Source organism: Propionicimonas sp. (genome assembly GCF_049840635.1).
GTDB lineage: Bacteria > Actinomycetota > Actinomycetes > Propionibacteriales > Propionibacteriaceae > Propionicimonas.
Window position 1 is genome coordinate 2045309 of sequence record NZ_JASGKL010000005.1, and the last position, 20037, is coordinate 2065345.

Annotated in this window: 23 protein-coding genes and 1 tRNA gene; 11 read left to right on the plus strand and 13 right to left on the minus strand. The window is 70.7% G+C overall.

The features are described 5' to 3' along the window. Positions 1 to 56: 56 nt before the first annotated feature. Together QM779_RS15035 and upp are read right to left on the minus strand one after the other, a co-directional pair. The gene (locus tag QM779_RS15035; RefSeq protein ID WP_428536668.1) at positions 57 to 725 is read right to left on the minus strand and encodes a GNAT family N-acetyltransferase; all 669 of its coding nucleotides are present in this window, start codon (positions 723 to 725) and stop codon (positions 57 to 59) included. A gap of 2 nt (positions 726 to 727) precedes the next feature. Then, the gene (gene upp, locus QM779_RS15040; protein ID WP_428538453.1) at positions 728 to 1354 is read right to left on the minus strand and encodes a uracil phosphoribosyltransferase; all 627 of its coding nucleotides are present in this window, start codon (positions 1352 to 1354) and stop codon (positions 728 to 730) included. Between the two features lie 152 nt (positions 1355 to 1506). Here upp and QM779_RS15045 point away from each other — a divergent pair, with 152 nt between their 5' ends. The 7 genes from QM779_RS15045 to QM779_RS15075 all read left to right on the plus strand — a co-directional run bounded on the left by QM779_RS15045 (position 1507) and on the right by QM779_RS15075 (position 6694). Next, positions 1507 to 2124, plus strand: a complete 618-nt coding sequence (locus tag QM779_RS15045) for a tRNA adenosine deaminase-associated protein (RefSeq protein WP_428538456.1) — start codon at positions 1507 to 1509, stop codon at positions 2122 to 2124. 17 nt (positions 2125 to 2141) lie between these two features. Continuing rightward, a complete protein-coding gene (tadA, locus tag QM779_RS15050; protein ID WP_428538459.1) occupies positions 2142 to 2573 on the plus strand; it encodes a tRNA adenosine(34) deaminase TadA in 432 nt (143 codons plus the stop codon). A 119-nt stretch (positions 2574 to 2692) separates the two neighbouring features. After that, positions 2693 to 2777, plus strand: a tRNA-Ser gene (locus tag QM779_RS15055). 211 nt (positions 2778 to 2988) lie between these two features. Continuing rightward, positions 2989 to 3990, plus strand: coding sequence for a dihydroxyacetone kinase subunit DhaK (dhaK, locus tag QM779_RS15060; protein WP_428536671.1), 1002 nt, complete (start codon positions 2989 to 2991; stop codon positions 3988 to 3990). Between the two features lie 13 nt (positions 3991 to 4003). Continuing rightward, the gene (dhaL, locus tag QM779_RS15065) at positions 4004 to 4639 is read left to right on the plus strand and encodes a dihydroxyacetone kinase subunit DhaL (protein WP_428536674.1); all 636 of its coding nucleotides are present in this window, start codon (positions 4004 to 4006) and stop codon (positions 4637 to 4639) included. After that, complete coding sequence (dhaM, locus tag QM779_RS15070) at positions 4636 to 5031, plus strand: dihydroxyacetone kinase phosphoryl donor subunit DhaM (protein WP_428536677.1); 396 nt, start codon at positions 4636 to 4638, stop codon at positions 5029 to 5031. The genes dhaL and dhaM overlap by 4 nt, the downstream gene beginning before the upstream one ends. A gap of 184 nt (positions 5032 to 5215) precedes the next feature. After that, entirely contained in the window at positions 5216 to 6694 is a 1479-nt protein-coding gene (locus QM779_RS15075; protein WP_428536680.1) for a potassium/proton antiporter, read from the plus strand. A 67-nt stretch (positions 6695 to 6761) separates the two neighbouring features. Here QM779_RS15075 and QM779_RS15080 read toward each other — a convergent pair whose 3' ends face one another. From QM779_RS15080 to QM779_RS15100, 5 genes are all read right to left on the minus strand, one after another. Next, entirely contained in the window at positions 6762 to 7346 is a 585-nt protein-coding gene (locus tag QM779_RS15080; RefSeq protein WP_428536683.1) for a LytR C-terminal domain-containing protein, read from the minus strand. A gap of 39 nt (positions 7347 to 7385) precedes the next feature. Further along, positions 7386 to 7679, minus strand: a complete 294-nt coding sequence (locus QM779_RS15085; protein ID WP_428536685.1) for a type II toxin-antitoxin system VapB family antitoxin — start codon at positions 7677 to 7679, stop codon at positions 7386 to 7388. Between the two features lie 280 nt (positions 7680 to 7959). Continuing rightward, on the minus strand, positions 7960 to 9225 hold the full coding sequence (locus QM779_RS15090) for an aspartate kinase (RefSeq protein ID WP_428536688.1): 1266 nt from the start codon (positions 9223 to 9225) through the stop codon (positions 7960 to 7962). Between the two features lie 104 nt (positions 9226 to 9329). Then, positions 9330 to 9668: a type II toxin-antitoxin system PemK/MazF family toxin gene (locus QM779_RS15095; RefSeq protein WP_428536691.1), complete on the minus strand. Its 339-nt coding sequence runs from the start codon at positions 9666 to 9668 to the stop codon at positions 9330 to 9332. After that, positions 9652 to 9849: a hypothetical protein gene (locus QM779_RS15100; RefSeq protein WP_428536694.1), complete on the minus strand. Its 198-nt coding sequence runs from the start codon at positions 9847 to 9849 to the stop codon at positions 9652 to 9654. The genes QM779_RS15095 and QM779_RS15100 overlap by 17 nt, the downstream gene beginning before the upstream one ends. Before the next feature lie 116 nt (positions 9850 to 9965). Between QM779_RS15100 and QM779_RS15105 the strand changes: the two genes are divergently transcribed. Genes QM779_RS15105 through QM779_RS15115 form a run of 3 tightly spaced genes read left to right on the plus strand, consistent with a single transcriptional unit; the run spans position 9966 to position 11606 of the window. Continuing rightward, a complete protein-coding gene (locus QM779_RS15105) occupies positions 9966 to 10289 on the plus strand; it encodes a hypothetical protein (protein WP_428536697.1) in 324 nt (107 codons plus the stop codon). A gap of 19 nt (positions 10290 to 10308) precedes the next feature. After that, positions 10309 to 10650 carry a hypothetical protein gene (locus QM779_RS15110; protein ID WP_428536700.1) on the plus strand — a complete coding sequence of 114 codons (342 nt, stop codon included), beginning with the start codon at positions 10309 to 10311 and terminating at the stop codon, positions 10648 to 10650. Next, positions 10647 to 11606 (plus strand): Gfo/Idh/MocA family protein, encoded by a 960-nt coding sequence (locus tag QM779_RS15115; protein ID WP_428536703.1) that lies wholly within the window; start codon positions 10647 to 10649, stop codon positions 11604 to 11606. Before QM779_RS15110 ends, QM779_RS15115 begins: the two co-directional genes overlap by 4 nt. Positions 11607 to 11961: 355 nt before the next feature. Here QM779_RS15115 and QM779_RS15120 read toward each other — a convergent pair whose 3' ends face one another. Continuing rightward, the gene (locus QM779_RS15120) at positions 11962 to 12627 is read right to left on the minus strand and encodes a TetR/AcrR family transcriptional regulator (RefSeq protein WP_428536706.1); all 666 of its coding nucleotides are present in this window, start codon (positions 12625 to 12627) and stop codon (positions 11962 to 11964) included. Between the two features lie 60 nt (positions 12628 to 12687). Between QM779_RS15120 and QM779_RS15125 the strand changes: the two genes are divergently transcribed. Then, positions 12688 to 13098: a VOC family protein gene (locus tag QM779_RS15125; protein ID WP_428536709.1), complete on the plus strand. Its 411-nt coding sequence runs from the start codon at positions 12688 to 12690 to the stop codon at positions 13096 to 13098. Positions 13099 to 13119: 21 nt separating this feature from the next. Here the strand turns inward: QM779_RS15125 and rarD are convergent, their stop codons facing one another. The 5 genes from rarD to QM779_RS15150 all read right to left on the minus strand — a co-directional run bounded on the left by rarD (position 13120) and on the right by QM779_RS15150 (position 20034). Beyond that, a complete protein-coding gene (rarD, locus tag QM779_RS15130) occupies positions 13120 to 14049 on the minus strand; it encodes an EamA family transporter RarD (protein ID WP_428536712.1) in 930 nt (309 codons plus the stop codon). A gap of 63 nt (positions 14050 to 14112) precedes the next feature. Continuing rightward, entirely contained in the window at positions 14113 to 14775 is a 663-nt protein-coding gene (locus QM779_RS15135) for an alpha/beta fold hydrolase (protein WP_428536715.1), read from the minus strand. After that, entirely contained in the window at positions 14775 to 17966 is a 3192-nt protein-coding gene (ileS, locus tag QM779_RS15140; protein ID WP_428536718.1) for an isoleucine--tRNA ligase, read from the minus strand. Before ileS ends, QM779_RS15135 begins: the two co-directional genes overlap by 1 nt. 490 nt (positions 17967 to 18456) lie before the next feature. After that, a complete protein-coding gene (locus QM779_RS15145) occupies positions 18457 to 18819 on the minus strand; it encodes a hypothetical protein (protein WP_428536722.1) in 363 nt (120 codons plus the stop codon). A gap of 270 nt (positions 18820 to 19089) precedes the next feature. Then, positions 19090 to 20034 (minus strand): HAD family hydrolase, encoded by a 945-nt coding sequence (locus QM779_RS15150; RefSeq protein WP_428536725.1) that lies wholly within the window; start codon positions 20032 to 20034, stop codon positions 19090 to 19092. Positions 20035 to 20037 lie beyond the last annotated feature (3 nt).

Sequence of the window (20037 nt, forward strand, 5' to 3'; positions counted from 1 at the left end):
GCATCCAGCGCGCGTTTCCGCAGGGCGTCGTCAGCTGGCGGCCCTGGGTTGCGTCCTCAGCTGTCCGTCGCGGGACCGTCCTGGTCGAGGCCGATGAACCTGCGGAACGCCTCCACGCCGGTCACGGTGAGCTCGGGGCCGCGGACGAACGTCTCCCGCGTCAGCACCCACTGCTGGCTGGGGTGCCACTCGCCGAGGCGGCGGGTCTTCCGCAGCACGCCGTTCGGTTGGTAGCCGACCTTCCGGCTGACCGCGTTCGACGCGGGGTTGTCGGTGTAGGCGGCCGACGTGATCTCCTCCGCGTCGAGGTGGTCGAACACGAACGCGCAGATCGCCTGGCGCATCTCCGTCCCGATCCCGCGGCCCTGGAACTCCCGCCCCAGCCACGAGCCGGTCTCGCCGGTCCGTGTGACCAGGTAGGACCCGGTCATGAACCCCTGGCAGCCGACCAGCCGGCCCTCGTGCTCGACGGCGAACTCCAGGTCCCACAGGTCCCGGTTCCAGTTCGAGCGGACGCCCCAGTGGAAGCGCGCGTAGTTCAGCGGCTGGTCCTCGACCGGCGCGTTCGTCCAGGGGTAGAAGAACGGCATCGCGTCGGGGTCGTGGATGCCGCGCATCGACAGCTCCACCAGGGCGGGCAGCAGCTCGTCGGTGATCGGACGCAGCACCAGCGGCCCCGCCTCGACCCGGAGGCCGATCGGCGGGAAGATGTCGGCCAGTTCCATGGCTACTGGGCGAGCCCGTACAGGCGGTCGCCCGCGTCCCCGAGCCCCGGCACGATGTAGCCGACCTCGTTCAGGCGCTCGTCCAGCGCCGCGCACACCAGGGTGCACGGGACACCGATCGGGTCGACCAGCTCGCGCATCCGCTGCACGCCCTCGGGTGCGGCGATCAGGCAGATGCAGGTGATGTGGTCCGCGCCGCGGTCGACGAGGAACTTCACGGTGCCGCCGAGCGAGCCGCCGGTGGCCAGCATCGGGTCGAGCACGTAGCACTGCCGTCCGGACAGGTCCTTCGGCAGCCGCTCGGCGTAGGTGAACGGCTGCAGGGTCTCCTCGTCGCGCACCATGCCGACGAAGCCGACCTCCGCGGTCGGGATCAGCCGCATCATGCCCTCGAGCATGCCGAGGCCCGCGCGCAGGATGGGCACGACCAGCGGGCGCGGACGGCTCAGCTCGACGCCCGTCGTCGTCGTGATCGGGGTCTTCACCTTGACCTCGTCCACCCGCACCTCGCGGGTCGCCTCGTAGGCCAGCAGGGTGACCAGCTCCTCGACGAGCTGGCGGAACGTGGCGCTCGCGGTGTTCTCGTCCCTCAGGAGACTGACCTTGTGCGCGACCAGGGGATGCTCGATGACACGTAGTTCCACGTCCGATAGGTTCCCACACCTCGGGGTGGGGTGAATGCCCTGCCCGGACTGTGCTCCGTCGCCGACTTCTGACACGATGGGGAGGTGTACGGGGTGAGGAGGCGGTGGTGAGCACGTCCGATGAGGTGGAGTTCGAGATGCCGAATCGTGGGGACGACCGCCCGGGCCTTGACGATCTCGACGACCTGGTCACCGGCGAGGAGCTGGACGCGGACGACGACCTCGACGAGGACGACGCCGATGAGGCCGAGGACGAGGACGAATACCCCGAGGACGCGACCGAGGACGACATCGACCTCGTGATCGCCTGCTACCGCGAGGACGGGCTGCCGGTCGCCGTGCCGCTCGAACTCGACCTGGCGAACGACCTGGACGGGCTGATCGACCAGCTGCGGCGGATCCCCGGGGACGCGGGCGCGGTCGGCATGGTCTCGGTGGCCGGCGACGTGTTCGTGATCGTGCGGGTGCGCGGCAAGCGCGTGCAGGTGTTCTGCTCCGACGGTCTGGCAGCCGACGACTGGCCGATCGTGCACGACGTGGTCGACTTCCTCGACGCCGAACTCCCCGACGACGACAGCGACGACCCGTACCCGCTGGGCGACGCCGACATCCTGTCCGACGCCGGCCTGCCCGACTTCGAACTGGAGGCGATGGCCGAGGACGTCGACGTCGACTCGGCCACCCTGCTGGAGCGGATCGCCGTGAAGCTGGGCTTCAAGGCCCAGTTCGGCAAGGCGCTCGCGTCCTTCGAGTGAGCCGCTGGGACGCCGCCATGGCCGCGGCGCTCGCCGAGGCCGCGCTGGCTCCCGTCCACGGTGACGTGCCGATCGGTGCGGTGGTGGTGGACGCGTCCGGGGCAGTGGTGGCCCGGGCCCACAACGAGCGCGAGCTGACCGGCGACCCGACGGCCCACGCCGAGGTGCTGGCACTGCGCAGGGCCGCGGACGCTGCCGGCGGTTGGCGGCTGGACGACCACACGCTGGTCGTCACCCTCGAGCCGTGCACGATGTGCGCGGGCGCCCTGGTCCTGTCCCGCGTGCAGCGCGTGGTGTTCGGCGCCTACGACCCGAAGGCGGGCGCGATCGCGTCCCTGTGGGACGTGGTGCGCGACCCCCGCCTGAACCACCGTGTGGAGGTCGTCGGCGGCATCGAGGCGGACGCCTGTGCCGCCGTCCTGCGGGACTTCTTCGCCGGCCACCGCTGACGGCCTCCCCGCACCCGGTCCGCGGGGACGGTTCTCCCGTGCCCGGCACGATGGGGACGGTTCCTGCCGTGCCGCCCCCGATTGGCCCTGCCCGCCCCCGGCTCGGTACACTCCTCCGCGGTGGCGTGTCTGAGCGGCCTAAAGAGCGCGCCTCGAAAGCGCGTGAGGGGAAACCCTCCGAGGGTTCAAATCCCTCCGCCACCGCCGCTGGACCGGAAGGGGATCATCCCCTTCCGGTCCTCGTGTCTCCGGAGCAGGGCTCGCCCGTGCCGCGGCCACCACGCGGTGGCCGGTCACCCGTTCACGGGTCGGGGTGCGCGTGAACGAAAGTGCGCGTCGGCAGACCTTTTGCGCCGACCCCGGACGCGGCAGAGTTGGCACTGCCCACCCACAACGCGTCTCAAAGGAGAGCCCTGTGAAGAAACTCATCAATGACCCCGAGAACGTGGTCGCCGAGACCCTGGCCGGCTTCCAGGCCGCATTCGCCGATCTGGTCACCGTCCATTTCGACCCTGACTACGTGGTTCGCGCGGACGCGCCGGTGAAGGGCAAGGTGGGCCTGGTGTCCGGCGGCGGCTCGGGTCACGAACCGCTGCACGCCGGCTACGTGGGCAAGGGCATGCTGGACGCTGCCGTGCCGGGCGCGGTCTTCACCTCCCCGACCCCCGACCCGATCCTCGAGGCCACGAAGGCCGTCGACGGCGGCGCGGGCGTGCTGCACATCGTGAAGAACTACACCGGCGACGTCCTCAACTTCGAGACCGCAGCCGAGATGGCCGACATGGAGGGCATCACCGTCAAGGCCGTCGTCATCAACGACGACGTCGCCGTCGAGGACTCGACCTGGACCGCCGGCCGCCGTGGCGTCGCGGGCACCGTCCTGGTGGAGAAGATCGCCGGTGCGGCCGCCGAGCGCGGAGACGACCTGGACGGCGTCGTCGCGATCGCCGAGAAGGTGAACGCCCAGGTGCGTTCGATGGGCGTCGCGCTCACCGCCTGCACCGTCCCGCACGCCGGCAAGCCGTCGTTCGAGCTCGGTGAGGACGAGATCGAGATCGGCATCGGCATCCACGGCGAGCCCGGACGCCACCGCATCCCGATGGCCCCGGCCGACTCGATCACCGACCAGCTGGTCGACCCGATCCTGGCCGACCTCAAGCCCGCCGCGGGCAGCAAGGTGCTGCTGTTCGTGAACGGCATGGGCGGCACGCCCGAGGCCGAGCTGTTCATCGTCTACAACCACGCCCGTCAGCGCCTCGTCGACGCAGGGCTGGACGTCACCCGCTCGCTGGTCGGCAACTACATCACCTCGCTGGAGATGCAGGGCTGCTCGATCACCGTCCTGGTGCTGGACGACGAACTGACCGAGCTGTGGGACGCTCCTGTCCTGACCCCGGCATTCCGTCGCGGGCTGTGAGGTAAGGAGCCTCGTGAGCGACACACTGTCCTACGCCTGGGCCGAGGCCTGGATCCGCAAGGCCCAGGCCGTCCTGGCCGAACACCGGATGGAGCTGATCGACCTCGACCGCGCCATCGGCGACGGTGACCACGGCGAGAACATGGACCGCGGCTTCAAGGCCGTGGTGGCCAAGCTGGACGAGGGTGGCATCACCGACGTCCAGGGCGTGCTGAAGCTGGTCGCGTCCACCCTGATGTCCAAGGTCGGCGGCGCCGCCGGTCCGCTCTACGGGACGGCGTTCCTGCGGGCGGCGAAGGCGGCCGAAGGCGATCTGGACTCGGCAGGGGTGGTGGCGGTCATCGAGGGCGCCCTGGACGGGATCGTCTCCCGCGGCAAGGCGACCACGGGCGAGAAGACCATGGTGGACGCGTGGACGCCCGCGCTGGAGGCGGCCCGGGAGGCCGCCGACAGCGGGGCGACCCCCGCGGCGACCCTGCGGGCTGCCGCGGATGCGGCGGCCAAGGGTGCCGAGGACACGATCCCGCTGCAGGCCACGAAGGGTCGCGCGTCCTACCTGGGCGAGCGGTCGATAGGCCACCAGGATCCGGGTGCCACGTCGACCGCGTACATCCTCGGCGCGGCCGCAGACACGGCGGAGGCAGTGTGAGCGTCGCGCTGGTGATCGTCTCGCACTCCGTGAAGCTCGCGGAGGGCGTGGTGGAGCTGGCCTCCCAGATGGCGAAGGACGTCGCCATCCGGGCGGCCGGCGGCACCGAGGACGGCCGCATCGGCACGTCCTTCGACAAGGTCAACGACGCCATGACCGAGCTGCGCGCAGCCGGTCACGACGTCGCGATCCTGACCGACCTCGGCTCGGCGACCATGACGGTGGAGTCGGTCCTCGACTTCCTCGACGAGGACGAGGCCGAGCACGTGAAGTTCGCCGACGGCCCGCTCGTCGAGGGCGCCGTGGCCGCAGCCGTCACCGCCCAGGTGGGGGGCGACCTCGACGCCGTCGTCGTCGCAGCCAAGGCCAGGGAGCTGTTCACGCAGGGGTAGGTGGTCACCGCGGCCGTCCAGCTCGGCCCGCGTCCGGGATCCGCGCCCTCCCACAAACGCTCCCGAAACACGCAAACGCTCCCGAAATTTCGGGAGCGTTTGCGTGTTTCGGGAGCGTTTGCCTGTTCCGGGCCGGGCCGCATCCCGGAGTTCGGGCCGTTAGAATCCCGGGAAAGGGGGCCGCGTGGAACTGGACCAGGTGTTGTTGCTGGGTTCGGTCGTCCTGCTCGTCTCCATCGGTGCCGCCCGGCTGGGCACCCGGCTCGGCCTGCCGTCGCTGCTGCTGTTCCTCGGGCTCGGGGTGCTGGTCGGGGAGCTCGGACTGGACTTCCACGACGCGGGCCTCGCCCACTCGCTCGGCTTCGCCGCCCTCGTCCTGATCCTGGCCGAGGGCGGTTTCACGACCCGCTGGGTGGAGATCAAGGGCGCGCTGCCGAGTGCGATCCTGCTCGCCACGATCGGCGTCGGAATCTCGGTCGCCGTCGTGGGCGCCTTCGCGCACTACGTGCTCGGGCTGGACTGGGCGACCGCCGTCCTGCTCGGCGCGATCACCTCACCGACGGACGCGGCCGCGATCTTCTCCGTGCTGAGGCGCGTCCCGCTGCCCGCGAAGCTACGGGCGACGATCGAGGCGGAGTCGGGCCTCAACGACGCCCCGATCGTGCTGCTGGTCGCGACCGCGACGAGCTGGTCGCTCGGCCAGGGCATCGACGGCGGCCCCGTGTGGATGGTGGCGCTGGTCATCCTCGAGCTGGTCGGCGGCGTGGCCGTCGGCGTCGCGATCGGCTGGGTGGCCGTGCAGGCGATGCGGCGGATCGCGCTGCCCGCGTCCGGCCTGTATCCACTGGCGGCGATCGGCTGGGCCGTCCTCGCCTACGGGCTGGGCAGCTGGCTGCACCTGTCCGGTTTCGCTGCGGTCTACGTCACGGCGCTGGTGCTGGGCAACGGCGAGTTGCCGCACCGGCACGCCACCCGGTCGTTCGCCGAGGGCATCGGCTGGATCGCGCAGATCGGCCTGTTCGTGATGCTGGGCATGCTGGCCGACCCGGTGGACGTGTCCGGCCCGGCCGTGCTGGCCGGCGTCGCGGCGGGTGCGGTGCTGACGTTCGTCGCGCGTCCACTGTCGGTGGTGCTGTGCCTGGCGTGGTTCAAGGTGCCGTGGCGGGAACAGGCGTTCATCTCGTGGGCGGGGCTGCGCGGGGCGGTCCCGATCATCATGGCGACCGTGCCGCTGGCCGCGGGCGCGCCGCGGGCGAGCGAGCTGTTCGACATGGTGTTCGCGTTCGTGGTGGTGTTCACGCTGCTGCAGTCGCCGACCCTGCCGTGGGTGGCCCGGCTGCTCGAGGTGAGCACGGGCGAGGACGCGACCGACGTCGAGATCGAGTTCGCGCCGCTGGACACGATCAAGGCCGACATGATGCAGGTGCACGTCCCGGACGGTTCGCGCCTGCACGGCGTGACGATCCGCGAGCTGCGGTTGCCGAAGAACTCCGTGGTCTCGCTGATCGTCCGCGAGAACGAGCCGTTCACGCCGAAGCCCGACCAGATTGTCCGCACCGGCGACGACCTGCTGATCGTCACCAACGGCGCGGACCGCCGCAAGGTGGAGTCACGGCTGCGCAGCATCTCCTCCGGCGGCCGGCTGGGCGGCTGGTCGCGCTGAGGCGGCACGACAGGAACCGTCCCCAGCGTGCCATGGAACGACGGGGACGGTTCCTATCGTGCGGTGGCTACTTCTTCTTGGTCGACTTCGCGGTCGGCGTGGTGGACGCGGTTGGGGTCTCCGACGCCGACGCCGACGGGGACGCGGACTCCGTCGCGGAGGCCGTGATCGGGGGCAGGCAGACCGGGCCGACCACGGGGATGCTGGTCGGGATCTTGTCGACCATCCCGAAGCGGGTCGGGAGGATGACGTCGACGATGTGGTCAACGCGGCCGTCGCCCTCGGTGGCCACCGGCGCCTTGAACGCCTGCGCGACCAGCTTCACCTCGGGGTCGTCCGCGGAGTTGCCGATGATCGTCACCTGATCGACCTCTCGGTCGGAATTGTTGTACGAGACGATGTGGTAGCCCCAGCTCAGGAGCGTGAACCGCGTCGTCTTTGCTGCGCCGCCCTGCTCACCACCGTTCAACACGCGGACGGAGACCTTGTCCGAGGTGAGTTCGCCGCCCACGTCCTGCACGACACAGACGGTCTCGGGACTGGCCGTGTCCAGCGTGACCTGGTGGTAGCCCCAGTACGCGCCGTAGCCGAGGATGGCCAGGAGCAGCAGCAGTGTCACCGGGGTCTTCAAGACCCGGATCACCTTCCGCACCGGCACTCCTCTCCTTGGTGGCGACGAACCCGGCCCAGCCTACGCCAGCTCGAGAATGCGGGCGTGCATGGTCTGGCGCTGCTGGAGCGCGGCGCGCAGGGCGCGGTGCAGCCCGTCCTCCAGGAACAGCTCGCCGTTGTACTTCACGACGTGGGCGAACAGGTCCCCGTAGAAGGTGGAGTCCTCCTCGAGCAGCGCCTCCAGGTCGAGCGTGCGCTTAGTGGTGACCAGCTCGTCCAGCCGCACCTGCTGCGGGGCGATCGCCGCCCACTGCTTCTGCACATAGCCGTGCTCGGGGTACGGACGGGAGTCACCCACGCGCTTGAAGATCACGCCCCGAGTCTACGGGACGCGCACGCCTGCGCTCCGGGTGCTCCGCTCGGCCCCCACACGGCCGGGCCGCCGTGACAGCGAGGTTTCCCGGCTTATGGGCCTCGTTTCCGGAGCTGGTGGAGAACACCGCGATGTTGCCCGGCTTATGGCGAGGCTCCGACGCCCCATAAACCGGGCAACGTCGCGGTCAGGTTGGTGCGTCCTCGACACGGGCCCGATAAGCCGGGCAACGTGGCGGTTGCGCCCGGCAGGAGCTGGTCAGCGACTCCGGACGGCGGCCTCAGCGGCCGGTGCCGGCGTAGACGATCGCCTCGCCGTCGGCGTCCAGGCCGAAGGCGGTGTGGCCGGCACGGACGGCACGGTCGACGTCGTCGATGTCGACCACCACAGAGATCCGGATCTCGGAGGTGGAGATCATGCCGATGTTGACGTCCGCCGCGGCGAGCGCGCGGAAGAAGCGTGCCGTCACGCCCGGGTGCGAGCGCATGCCGACACCCACGACCGACACCTTGCCGACCTTGTCGTCGTAGATGACGTCGGCGAAGCCGATCCGCTCCTGCGCGGCCTTCAGCGCGGCGATCGCCCGCGCCCCGTCCGCCTGCGCGAGGGTGAAGGAGATGTCGGTGGCCTGCTCGTGCTCACGGGACACGTTCTGCACGATCATGTCGATGTTCACGTCCGCGTCCGCGATCACCGTGAAGATGTCGGCGGCCTCGCCGACCCGGTCGGGCACTCCGACGATCGTGATCTTGGCCTCGCTGCGGTCGTGCGCGATGCCTTCGATGAGCGGCTGCTCCATGCCCGTCTCCTCGTAGTCGATGTCCTTCACCCAGGTGCCCGGCTTGTCCGAGAAGGACGAGCGGACGTGCACGGGGACGTGCTCGCGGCGCGCGTACTCGACGCAGCGCAGGTGCAGGATCTTGGCGCCGTTGGCCGCCAGTTCCAGCATGTCCTCGTAGCCGATCTGCGGGATCTGCTTCGCTCCCGGCACGATCCGCGGGTCGGCGGTGAACACCCCGTCCACGTCGGAGTAGATCTCGCAGTACGCGGCGTCCAGCGCGGCCGCCAGCGCGACGGCCGTGGTGTCGGACGCGCCGCGGCCGAGCGTGGTCACGTCCTTCGTGGTCTGCGAGACGCCCTGGAAGCCGGCCACGATCACGACGTCGCCCTCGGCGAGGGCGTTCACGATCCGGCCGGGGGTGATGTCGATGATCCGGGCGTTGCCGTGCGTCCCTGTCGTGATCACGCCGGCCTGCGAGCCGGTGAACGACCGGGCGGTCGCACCGAGGTCGTTGATCGCCATCGCGAGCAGCGCGGCGCTCATCCGCTCACCGGCGGTGAGCAGCATGTCGAGTTCGCGGGGACGGGGCTCCGGCGACACCTGGAGCGCCAGGTCCATCAGCTCGTCGGTCGTGTCGCCCATCGCGGAGATGACGACGACGACCTCGTTGCCCTCGGCCTGGGCAGCGACGATCCGTCGCGCCACCCGCTTGATGCTCTCGGCGTCCGCAACGGAGGAGCCGCCGAACTTCTGAACCACCCGCACCGTTCCACTCTGCCAGAGTCGGGACGCGGACCGCGAACGGACTCACGGACCGGGAGGGCTGACATCGGCACCGCGTCTGGCCAGGAAGGGGATCCGTTCGGGGCTCAGGCGTCGATGATGGTCGCGACGACGCCCCGGATCTGTCGGAGCGCGACCGGGCCGACGTTTCCGATCCGTGCACTGACGCGGGTCGTGGCGACGGATCGGATGTGCTGGCACTGCGCGGCGGACGGTCCGCTGAGCCCGTTGTGGGGGTCGGGCTCGATGACGACCTCCGCGCCGCTCTCGCGAGTCGTGCTGGTCAGCGGCACGACCTGGACGACGTTGGGTCCGCCGCGAAGGAGCTGTCCCGCGGTGATCACCACGGCCGGCCTGCGCAGGCCGGCCTCGGAGCCGGCAGGTGTGCCGAGGTCGAGTTCGACCACGTCACCCGGCGTCAGCATCGAGCCAGTCGAGTTCGTCGTCGCGCAGCGGGGTGGCGAGGTCTCGCCCGATGGTGTCCTGTTCGAGCAGCCGCGCCGCACGCAGGACGGTGTCGGCGAGGGTCGCGCCCCGTCTGGCCGCCAGGTCGTTGAGGGCATCCCTCGTGGCGCGGCTGACCCGAATCGTCGTGGTGTCGCCCATGTCCTTCAGGTTAGGTGGTGTAGACAAGGCTGTCTACAGCCATGGGGCCGCTGTTCAGGGACGCCTACGGGCTCCACCCCATTGGGTGGGACGGAGCCGCGACCTAGCCTTGGTCCATGACCGCAGACCGCACCGAGGAGCAGCGCTGGGAACAGCCGACCTTCGACCCCGCAGAACCGCCGGTGACCGGCGTCGTGCTCACGGGCGTCCAGGGTGTCCCCGGCGCGGGTGCCCGGGTGCTCGTCGCCCCGCCCACCCAGGAGGAGCAGACCATCGCCACGATCCGACGGCTGCTCTGGCCAGTGGCCCTGGTGCTCGCGATCGTCACCGGCAACTGGCTCGGGCCGCTCGTCCTCGCCATCGTGGTCGGCGGGATCCTGCGTCGTCGGCTCTGGCAGCTGCGCGTGCAGCGGCTGCGGACGGCGCCGGACCTGCGCTGACCGGTCCTACGATGAGGGGGTGAGTGGCACACCTCCGACCTGGGAGCCCGAGCAACGCTGGCAGCAGCCCGCGTTCGGTGAGCCCGTGTCCGGTGCGCAGCCCGTCCCGGCGCTGCCGGTGCCCGTGGCGCCAGAGCCGCCGGGGACGGTCGAAAAGCTCGCGGGGCGACTTCACGGGTTGGTCTGGGTGATCGCCATCGCGCTCGTGATCTTCATCCACACGTCCCTTGTCGCGACGGTTGTCGTCGCCACGGTGGCCGGCTTCGTGCTGAACCACATCCGTCGGGACCTGCGCAGGCAACGGCTTGCCCGCGCTGGGTCACCCGTGCCACGACCGCCCGATCAGGAGGAGCTCAGATGACCGTTCGCTGGGGGATCGCAGGGCCGGGACGCATCGCCGCGACGATGGCGGCCGAGTTCGCCCACGTCCCGGACGCAGAGCTGGTGGCGGTCGGGTCACGGTCGGCGGACCGGGCGCAGCTGTTCGCCGACCGGTACGGCATCCCGCGGGCGTTCGGCAGCTACGACGAGCTGTTCGCGTCCGACGTGGACGCGATCTACCTGGCCACCCCGCACGCGCAGCACACCGAGCTGGCGCTGGCCGCGATCGCCGCGGGCAAGGCACTGCTGGTTGAGAAGTCGTTCACCGCGACGGTCGAGGACACCGCAGCGATCATCGACGCGTCGCGCACCCGTGGCGTCTTCGTGATGGAGGCGATGTGGACGCGGTTCCTGCCGGCGATCACGCACCTGCGCGGGCTGGTCGCGTCCGGCGCGCTCGGGGAGGTGCGGTCGGTGTACGGCGACCTGCTCGCCTTCCGTGAGTTCGACCCGTCCGACCGGCTGTTCAACCCCGCGCTCGGCGGCGGCGCGGTGCTCGACCTCGGCGTCTACGTCATCTCGTTCGCCCAGCAGTTCCTCGGTACCCCGGAGGTCGTGCACGCGGTCGGTGGGGTTTTCCCGAACGGGGTCGAGGCCGAGGCCGGGATCCTGCTCGGCTGGCCGGACGGCCGCTACTCCACCCAGGCGATCGGCTTCACTGCGCCCGGCCCGGGACGCCAGGTCGTCGCCGGCACGAAGGGCTGGGTGGAGGTGAAGCCGCGGTTCCATCGTGCCGAGGAGTTGTCCGTCCACCTGCTCGGCGAGCCCGCGCAGGAGCTGGTGTTCCCCAAGACGGGCACCGGCTACAGCCATGAACTCGCCCACGTGTGCGAGTGCCTGGCGGACCGACTCACGGAGAGCCCGGTGATGCCGCTCGCCGACACCCTCGCCGTCCAGCAGGTGATGGCCGAGGTGCTCAGCCAGCTCGGCCGCTGAACTCCCTGGCGACCCCTTTCTTCCCGCAGAAACCGGGGATCTCGGCGACGACCCTGATCGCACCTACACCGAGATCCCGGGTCAAGCCCGGGATGACATCTCCCCTTTCCTGTCATCCCGGCGAAAGCCGGGATCTCGGCGACGACCCTGATCGCACCTACACCGAGATCCCGGGTCAAGCCCGGGATGGCATCTCCCCTTTCCTGTCATCCCGGCGAAAGCCGGGATCTCGACGACAACGCTGATCGCACCTACACCGGCATCCCGGGTCACGCCCGGGATGACAGGTGGGCGGTGGGCCGCCGTCGTCAACGGTCCCTGAGGAGCGGGCGGGTGAGGGACGAGCCCGGCCGCGTCACGAAGGGCCGCCGCCACCGGACGGCACCGGCAGCCCGTCCACCAGGTCGCGGACGAGGCGGCGTCCGATCGCGTCGCGGTCCGCCCGTGGCAGCGTCCGGAACGGGCCGCGCGTGGCCAGGTCGGCGAAGCCGTGGACGGTCGACCAGCAGGTGACGGCGATCTCCTGGGTCCGGCCCGCGTCGATGCGCCCGTGGGTCGTGAGGTCGGCGATCGCGTCCGTGAGGAGCTCGAAGGGGGTGCGTCCGCTGCCGCCGGCGGAGTCGGGATCCCGGGCGTCCGCCAGCGTGCGGAGGCCGAACATCGCGGTGCCGAACACGCCGGGCTCGTCGAGGGCGAGCGCGAGGTAGCCGTCCCCGACCGCGACCAGGCGCTCGTGCGCCCGCTCGGCGGGATCGGTGGCGACCACCCGGGCCTGGTACTCCTCCATCGATCGCGCGAGGTCGCCGAGGGCGCGGGCACCGACCGCCCGAAGCAGGTCGTCGTGGGACGCGAAGTGCCGGTAGGCGGCCGTCGCGGTCACGCCCGCCCTGCGGGTGGCCGCGCGCAGGGTCACCGCCGCGGGGCCACCCTCACGGGCAAGCTCGTACCCGGCCCGGAGCAGGGCAGGACGCAGGTCGCCATGGTGGTAACTGCGCGTACTGGCGTCCCCTGTCGGCCCCACACAGCGAAGTGTACGGTGTCAACATTGCAATGTGAACGATGTCAACACGGGAGGACGTCCATGTCGCTCGCACTCACCGCCTACGCCAACTTCCCCTCCGGCAAGACCGGGGAGGCGATGAACTACTACCAGGGGATCTTCGGCGGGAAGCTGGAGATCTCGACGTTCGGCGACTTCGGTATGGAGGGCATGCCCGCCGACGGCGTCATGCACAGCCAGCTGATCACCGACCACTTCTCGCTGATGGCCTCGGACGCCATGCCGGGCGCGGAGTCGACCTGGGGCGGGACGCGGATCTACTTGGCGCTGATGGGTGATGACGTCGCAACGCTGACCGGCTGGTTCGACGCGCTGGCCGCCGACGGCTCGGTCGGCATGCCGCTGGAGAAGCAGGTGTGGGGCGACACCTACGGCATCCTGATGGACAAGTACGGCCTGGAGTGGATGTTCAACATCTCCACGCCCGCCTGAGCGCCTGAGGAGCGGGCCGCCTCAGTCCATCACCTCGGGCTCGATCACGAGGTCGCGACCGCGGGCGGCCCGCAGGCTGTCAACGGTCAGGACGACCAGCGCCACCCAGACCAGCCCGAAGCCGATCCAGCGCGGCGTCGGCATCACCTCGTGGTTCAGCCACACCCCGATCGAGAACTGGATCACCGGCGTCAGGTACTGGATCAGCCCCATCATGCTCAGCGGGATCCGGCTGGACGCGGCCGCGAACAGCAGCAGCGGAATCGCCGTCACCACCCCGGCGAGCGTCAGCCCGATCGTCAGGCCCGACCCCTCGGAGAGGTAGTGGCCGGCGCCGGAGAGCTGCAGCCAGCCGAGGAACACCAGCGCGACCGGGGCCAGCAGCATGGTCTCGATGGTGAGGCCGGCCAGCGGCGAGACGATGCCGCCGACCTGCTTCTTCACCAGCCCGTACAGCCCGAAGGTGGCAGCCAGCGACAGCGCCACCCACGGCACCTGCCCGTACCCGACCGCGATCACGACCACCGCGACCAGCCCGATCCCGACCGCCACCTTCTGGGCGGTCCGCAGCTTCTCCTTCAGCACCAGCACGGCGAGCGTGACCGTCACGAGCGGGTTGATGAAGTAGCCGAGGGCCGCGTCGACGATGTGGTCGTTCAGCACGCCCCACACGTAGATCGTCCAGTTGGCCGAGACGAGGACGCCGGCACCGGTGAGCCCCCAGAAGAGCTTCCGGTTCGCCATCACCTCGCGGAGGTGCCCCCACTCGCGCCAGACCAGGACCCCGATCACGCAGAACAGGAACGTCCACAGGATGCGGTGGCCGATGATCTCGAACGCGCCGGCGGGGGAGAGCAGCTCGAAGTAGAGCGGGAACGCGCCCCACAGCAGGTACGCGGAGAAGGCGAGCGCCAACCCCTTCGAGTCGAGCGCGGGTGGTCGGTCTGGCACGCGCTCACCCTAAGGGACGCCGGCGCTGCCGCCGGTCGCCGTCTGCCGGCCGCGTCCCGCGGATCAGGAGAGGAAGTCGACCAGCAGCCGGTTGTACGCGTCCGGCGCCTCGAGGCTGGGGTTCGCCGCCGCGCCGGCCAGCTCCTCCAGCCGCGCGTTCGGCAGCTGGGACGCCAACTGCCGCGCGGCGGGCAGCCCCGGGTCCGCCGCGCCCGCGACGATCAGCACCGGCACCGTGATGTCCTTCAGGTGGGAGCCGAAGTCGGCGGTCGCCATCAGGTCGAGCGCCCGGACGAGGTCCTCCTTGGTCGCCCCCGAATCGGCCAGCGCCCGGTTCGGCATCACCCGGATCAGCGACTTCTGCAGGGCGAGGGCGACCTTTCCGGGCGTGGCGAACGCCCCGGACAGCACGAGCGCGGCCACCCGTTCCGGCTCGGCGGAGGCGACCTCCAGTGCCACCATCGCGCCGAGCTGGTGCCCGACCAGGCGCGCGCTCTCCATCCCGTAGCGGTCGAGCGTGCTGACCACCTCCGCCGCGGCGAGGTTCAGCGACAGCTCCCCCGGTCGCCCGGGACGCAGCCCCGCCAGCCACGGTGCGATCGCGCGCACGTCCGTGCCGTCGTCGGGCTGCAGGAGCGTCGCGACCGCCTCCACCTGGCTCTGCCACATCTGCGGCGTGAGCCCTGCGGAGTGCAGGAAGACGACCGGCGTCGGGGCCTGGCCCATCAGGACCGCGCCACCTTCGCGACCGAGAACCGGAAGCCCAGGTCGTCGTCGGCGAACCCCTCGGCCGCGTCCGACTCGGTGACCTCGACGGCCAGCACCTCCTCGCCGATCAGCGCCGAGTGGGTGCGCAGCGCGTCCGCCGTGTCGGGGTCGGACGCGGACCAGGCGAGCCGGATCCGGTCGGACACCTCGAAGCCCGACGCCTTCCGCGCATCCTGCACGGCCCGGATGAACTCCCGCGCCACCCCGGCCCGGACCAGTTCGGGGGTCAGCTCCAGGTCGAGCGCAACCGTCTCGCCCTGCTCGTTCACCACCGACCAGCCCTCGCGCGGGCGCTCGGAGACGATCACCTCCTCCGGCGACACCTCCACCTCGCCGATCTCGGTGACCAGCACGTTCGCCCTGCCGTGGGTGGCCAGGTCGGCGGCCAGCACCGCGGCGTCCGCGGACGCGATCGCGCCGGCGACCAGCGGCGTCTGCTTGCCGAACCGCTTGCCGAGCGCCCGGAAGTTGCCCTTCGCCGAGTGGTCGACGAGGTCACCGGCGGACGCGAACGACTCCACCCGCTCGACGTTCAGCTCCGCCATCACCTCCGCGCGCAGGTCCGCGTCAAGCAGCCCGAACGCGCTGGAGGGGATCAGCGCGCGCCGCAGCGGCTGGCGCGTCTTCACCTTCGCCTCGCTGCGGGCCGAGCGGCCCAGCTCGACGATCCGGCGGGTCAACTGCATGGCCTCGTCGAGCCTCTCGTCGACAGCCAGCGGGTCGGCCACCGGCCAGCTCGCCAGGTGCACGGACGCGGGCGCGCCGGGGTCGGTGGACACGACCAGGTCCTGCCACACCCGCTCGGTGAGGAACGGCACCAGCGGCGCCATCAGCCGCGTGACGACGTCGATCGTGTCGTGCAGCGTCTGCAGCGCGCCCGGGTCTCCGTCCCAGAACCGCCGGCGGGAGCGCCGCACGTACCAGTTCGACAGGTCGTCGACGAAGCTCGCCAGCAGGGCGCCCGCGCGCTGGGTGTCGAAGTCCTCCAGCGCGTCGGTGACCTGCTGCACGAGCACGTTGCGGGCGCTGACCAGCCAGCGATCGAGCACGTGCGAGGCGGCCGCCGCACCGGAGGCGGGCGTCCACCCGTTCGCCCGCGCGTACAGGCTCTGGAAGGACACCGTGTTCAGGTAGGTCATCAGGACCTTCCGGACGGTCTCCTGGATCGTCTGGTGGCCCACCCGCCGGGACGCCCACGGCGAGCCGCCCGCGGCCATGAACCAGCGCACCGCGTCCGCCCCGTGCTTGTCCATCAGCGGGATCGGCTCGAGGATGTTGCCGAGGTGCTTGCTCATCTTGCGGCCGTCCTCGGCGAGGATGTGGCCCAGGCACAGCACGTTCTTGTACGACGACTGGTCGAACACCAGCGTCCCGACGGCCATCAGAGAGTAGAACCACCCGCGGGTCTGGTCGATCGCCTCGCAGATGAAGTCGGCGGGATAGGCCGCGCCGAACGCGTCCTTCGAGCCCTCTGCCCACGGGTAGCCCCACTGGGCGAACGGCATCGAGCCGCTGTCGAACCACGCGTCGATCACCTCGGGCACCCGGTGCGACGGCTCGCCGCATTCGGGGCAGGCGAACACCACGTCGTCAACGAACGGACGGTGCGGGTCGAGCGCGGACAGGTCGCGTCCGGTCAACGCCGAGAGCTCCTCCCTCGAGCCCACGCAGGTCTGGTGCTTGTTCGCGCACCGCCAGATCGGCAGCGGCGTCCCCCAGTAGCGCGAGCGCGACAGAGCCCAGTCGATGTTGTTGTTCAGCCAGTCGCCGTAGCGTCCCCACTTGATCGTCTCGGGGTACCAGCTGGTGTTGGCGTTCTCGCGCAGCAACGCGTCCTTGATCGCGGTCGTGCGGATGTACCAGGACGGCTGCGCGTAGTACAGCAGCGGCGTGTGGCAGCGCCAGCAGTGCGGGTAGGAGTGGTCGTACGGCAGGACCCGGTACATCAGGCCGCGCGTGGTCAGGTCGTCGACGATCACGGCGTCGGCGGCCTTGAAGAACAGGCCGCCGACGAGGTCGAGGTCGGCCTCGAAGGTGCCGTCGGGGAGGATCGGGTTCACCAGCGGCAGCCCGTAGGCGCGGCAGACCGCCATGTCATCCTCGCCGAAGGCCGGCGCCTGGTGGACGAGGCCGGTGCCGTCCTCGGTGGTCACGTAGTCGGCCAGCACGACGTAGTTCACGCCGCCCACGACGTCGGGGAACTCGACGAGGTCCAGCGGACGCGCGTACCGCCAGTGCTCCAGCTCGGCTCCGGTGAACGTCTGGCCGAGTGCCCAGCCGTCGCCCAGGACCTTCTCGACCAGCGGTTCGGCGACGACGAGGGTCTCGCCCTCGGCGGCGTCCTTCGTCGCGACGACGTAGGTGACGTCGGGGTGGACGGCGACCGCCGTGTTGCTGACCAGCGTCCACGGCGTGGTCGTCCACACCAGCAGGGACGCGCGGCCGGCGAGCGGGCCGGAGGTGACGGGGAACCGGACGTAGACGCTGGGGTCGGTGACGTCCTCGTAGCCCTGGGCGAGCTCGTGGTCGCTCAGCGTGGTGCCGCAGCGCGGGCAGTAGGGAGCGACCCGGTAGTCCTCGACGAGCAGGCCCTTGGAGTGGATCTGCTTGAGCGCCCACCAGACCGACTCGACGAAGCCGGGGTCCATCGTCCAGTACGCCTCGTCGAGGTTCACCCAGTAGCCCATCCGCGTGGTGAGCTCGGTGAACGCGTCCACGTGGCGCGAGACGGACGCGCGGCACTTCGCGTTGAACGCCTCGACGCCGAAGGCCTCGATGTCGGGCTTGCCGTTGAAGCCGAGTTCCTTCTCCACCGCCAGCTCGACGGGCAGGCCGTGGCAGTCCCAGCCGGCCTTGCGGTCGACGCGGTACCCCTGCATGGTCTTGAACCGGGGGAACACGTCCTTGAAGACGCGGGCCTCGATGTGGTGGGTGCCGGGCATGCCGTTGGCGGTGGGCGGGCCCTCGTAGAACGTCCACGGCTTGCCGGTGGCGGTGCGCTCCAGCGACGCGGCGAAGGTGCCGTTCTCGGACCAGAAGTCCAGGATCTCGTGTTCCATCGCCGGCAGGTCGAGCATGGCGGGCACCGCGCGGTACTGGCCCGTCCGCGCGTCTTCCGCAGTGCCGCGGGAGGAGGATTCGGTGGTCATGGTCATCCTTCGTCGTCGATCCGTGCGACGAAGGGACGAGCCGGAGGCCCGCGGTACCACCCTTCTTGGACGCCCTGAGGCGCCCCACTTCGTTACCGTCCGCCGCCGGTTCTAGTGGGGGCTCGCGCCCTGTTCTTCCGGCAGCTCCGGGGTGATGGCCCCATCGTCGCCGTGCGGACCCGGCCAGTCTAGGCGTCCGGCACAGCCCGCTCCAAGCCGTCGGCCGGCACGTCAGGAACCGTCCCCATCGTTCCATGGAACGATGGGGACGGTTCCTAACGTGCCGCGAGAGGGCGGGGGACCGAGTTCAGTCCACAACAAGGTGGACGGAAGGTCGCGAGTACGCGGCTCGAGGGTCCACCTTGTCGGCTCGGGGTGCACCACGCCGGCTTCCGCAAAGGAAAGGACCCGGACGGTCCAGTCGTCCGGGTCCTTTCCGCCGAGGCGGGGGCGGGGAGGAGGTGGCGTCCGTCACCCGCTTCGGTGGTCGTCAGATGCCGGGGTCGTCCCCCGCGTCCGACGTCGGTTCGTCCGCCGGCTTCGGCGGGGTGGGCGCCTGCGGCGTCCACTCGTTGGTGGCGGGCCCCTGGGACCCCAGCAGCGCGGCCTTGCGGGTCATGTAGTCCTCGACCTCGATCTCGCCACGGGCGAGCCGTTCGTCCAGGATCTGCAGGGCCGGCGGCAGGAACGGACGGTGGTGCGGGTGGTGGCCCATCGGGCCGGAACCGCCGGGTCCGAACTTCTTCTGCTTGGCCTTCTTGACCAGGAAGACGACGAGCAGGGCCAGGAGGGCCAGCACCACCAGCGTGCCGATGAACCCCATGAAGCCCCACAGCATGCTGCTGCCGCCCATGCCGCCTCCCGGACCGGGGAAGTGACGCATACCAAACCTCCTCTGGTTCGTGCAGTCCATCCATGGTGCCCGCCCAACCTGTGCTGGCACTGTGAGTGCGGTCTCAGGTTCCGAGAACACCAGGCTCCAGTGTCGCCGGAGCAGGAGCCACCCGGAAGTCACCCTGAGGGTGACCGGCGATGCCATCCCGCCCGACGCTCTCCTTGTCATCCCGGCGGAAGCCGGGATCTCGGCAACGACCAGCCGCCAGCTCGCCTCCGAGATCCCGGGTCAGGCCCGGGATGACGGTGGAGTGGTCGTTCTCTGAGATCCCGGGTCAAGCCCGGGATGACGGGAGGAAGGGCGTCCTCCGCGGGTCAGCGCAGCGCGGAGGATCAGCTCGATGCCGCGGGCGACGCCGTCGTCGTCGCTGGACGCGGTCTGCCAGTCGGCGGCGGCCAGCGCCTCGGGAACCGCGTTGCCCATGGCCACACCGAGGCCCGCCCAGGTGAGCAGTTCGATGTCGTTCTTCGCGTCGCCGAACGCGGCGACCTCCGTCCGGTCGACGCCCAGCAGGTCACACAGCCGGGCGACGCCGGACGCCTTGGTCACCCCGGCGTTGCCGATCTCGAGGAACGGTGCGCCGGACGTCGTGGCGTGGAAGCCGGTCAGGCCGGACCCGGCCAGCACGGCCAGCAGGTCGTCGGCACTGAGCCGCGGGTGCCGCGCGGTGAGCTTCAACGTGGGCTCGCCCAGGACGTCGGGGAGCGGCGCCACGTCCACCGTCCATTCGCCGTCGCGCTCGCGCGGCGTGAGGAGGTCGAGGTAGCCGGGTTCGGCGGCGTGGCCCGCGCCGTGGTCACGGACCGCGGAGAACCCGACGCCGGGTGCCGCACTGGTCAGGAAATCGGCGAGTTCAAGCAGCGTGGCCACCGGCAGCAGGTCCTCGAACAGCACCTCGCCGGTGTGCAGGTCGCCCGCGATGCTGCCGTTGCTGCCGACGACGTAGCGGATGGCGGCGGGACGGATCAGCGGCGGCACCTGCGGAACCTGCCGTCCGGTCGCGACGACGACCGGCACGCCCGCCGCACCGGCGGCGTCGATCGCCGCGACCGAGCGTGCGCTGACCGTGCGGTGGTCCACCAGCAGCGTGCCGTCGAGGTCGGACGCGACCAGCCGGATCGGGCGGTCGAGGTCGGGGAGGCGGAGGTGGGTGCGGTCTGCGGTGGAGGTCATTCG

Excerpts from the sequence above, each read along its gene's own strand:
- QM779_RS15035 (WP_428536668.1), bottom strand. The coding sequence starts at position 725 with ATGGAACTGGCCGACATCTTCCCGCCGATCGGCCTCCGGGTCGAGGCG.
- QM779_RS15045 (WP_428538456.1), top strand. The coding sequence starts at position 1,507 with ATGCCGAATCGTGGGGACGACCGCCCGGGCCTTGACGATCTCGACGAC.
- tadA (WP_428538459.1), top strand. The coding sequence starts at position 2,142 with ATGGCCGCGGCGCTCGCCGAGGCCGCGCTGGCTCCCGTCCACGGTGAC.
- QM779_RS15095 (WP_428536691.1), bottom strand. The coding sequence starts at position 9,668 with ATGCTGACGCCGGGTGACGTGGTCGAACTCGACCTCGGCACACCTGCC.
- QM779_RS15100 (WP_428536694.1), bottom strand. The coding sequence starts at position 9,849 with ATGGGCGACACCACGACGATTCGGGTCAGCCGCGCCACGAGGGATGCC.
- QM779_RS15105 (WP_428536697.1), top strand. The coding sequence starts at position 9,966 with ATGACCGCAGACCGCACCGAGGAGCAGCGCTGGGAACAGCCGACCTTC.
- QM779_RS15115 (WP_428536703.1), top strand. The coding sequence starts at position 10,647 with ATGACCGTTCGCTGGGGGATCGCAGGGCCGGGACGCATCGCCGCGACG.
- QM779_RS15125 (WP_428536709.1), top strand. The coding sequence starts at position 12,688 with ATGTCGCTCGCACTCACCGCCTACGCCAACTTCCCCTCCGGCAAGACC.
- QM779_RS15135 (WP_428536715.1), bottom strand. The coding sequence starts at position 14,775 with ATGGGCCAGGCCCCGACGCCGGTCGTCTTCCTGCACTCCGCAGGGCTC.
- ileS (WP_428536718.1), bottom strand. The coding sequence starts at position 17,966 with ATGACCACCGAATCCTCCTCCCGCGGCACTGCGGAAGACGCGCGGACG.
- QM779_RS15145 (WP_428536722.1), bottom strand. The coding sequence starts at position 18,819 with ATGGGCGGCAGCAGCATGCTGTGGGGCTTCATGGGGTTCATCGGCACG.
- QM779_RS15150 (WP_428536725.1), bottom strand. The coding sequence starts at position 20,034 with ATGACCTCCACCGCAGACCGCACCCACCTCCGCCTCCCCGACCTCGAC.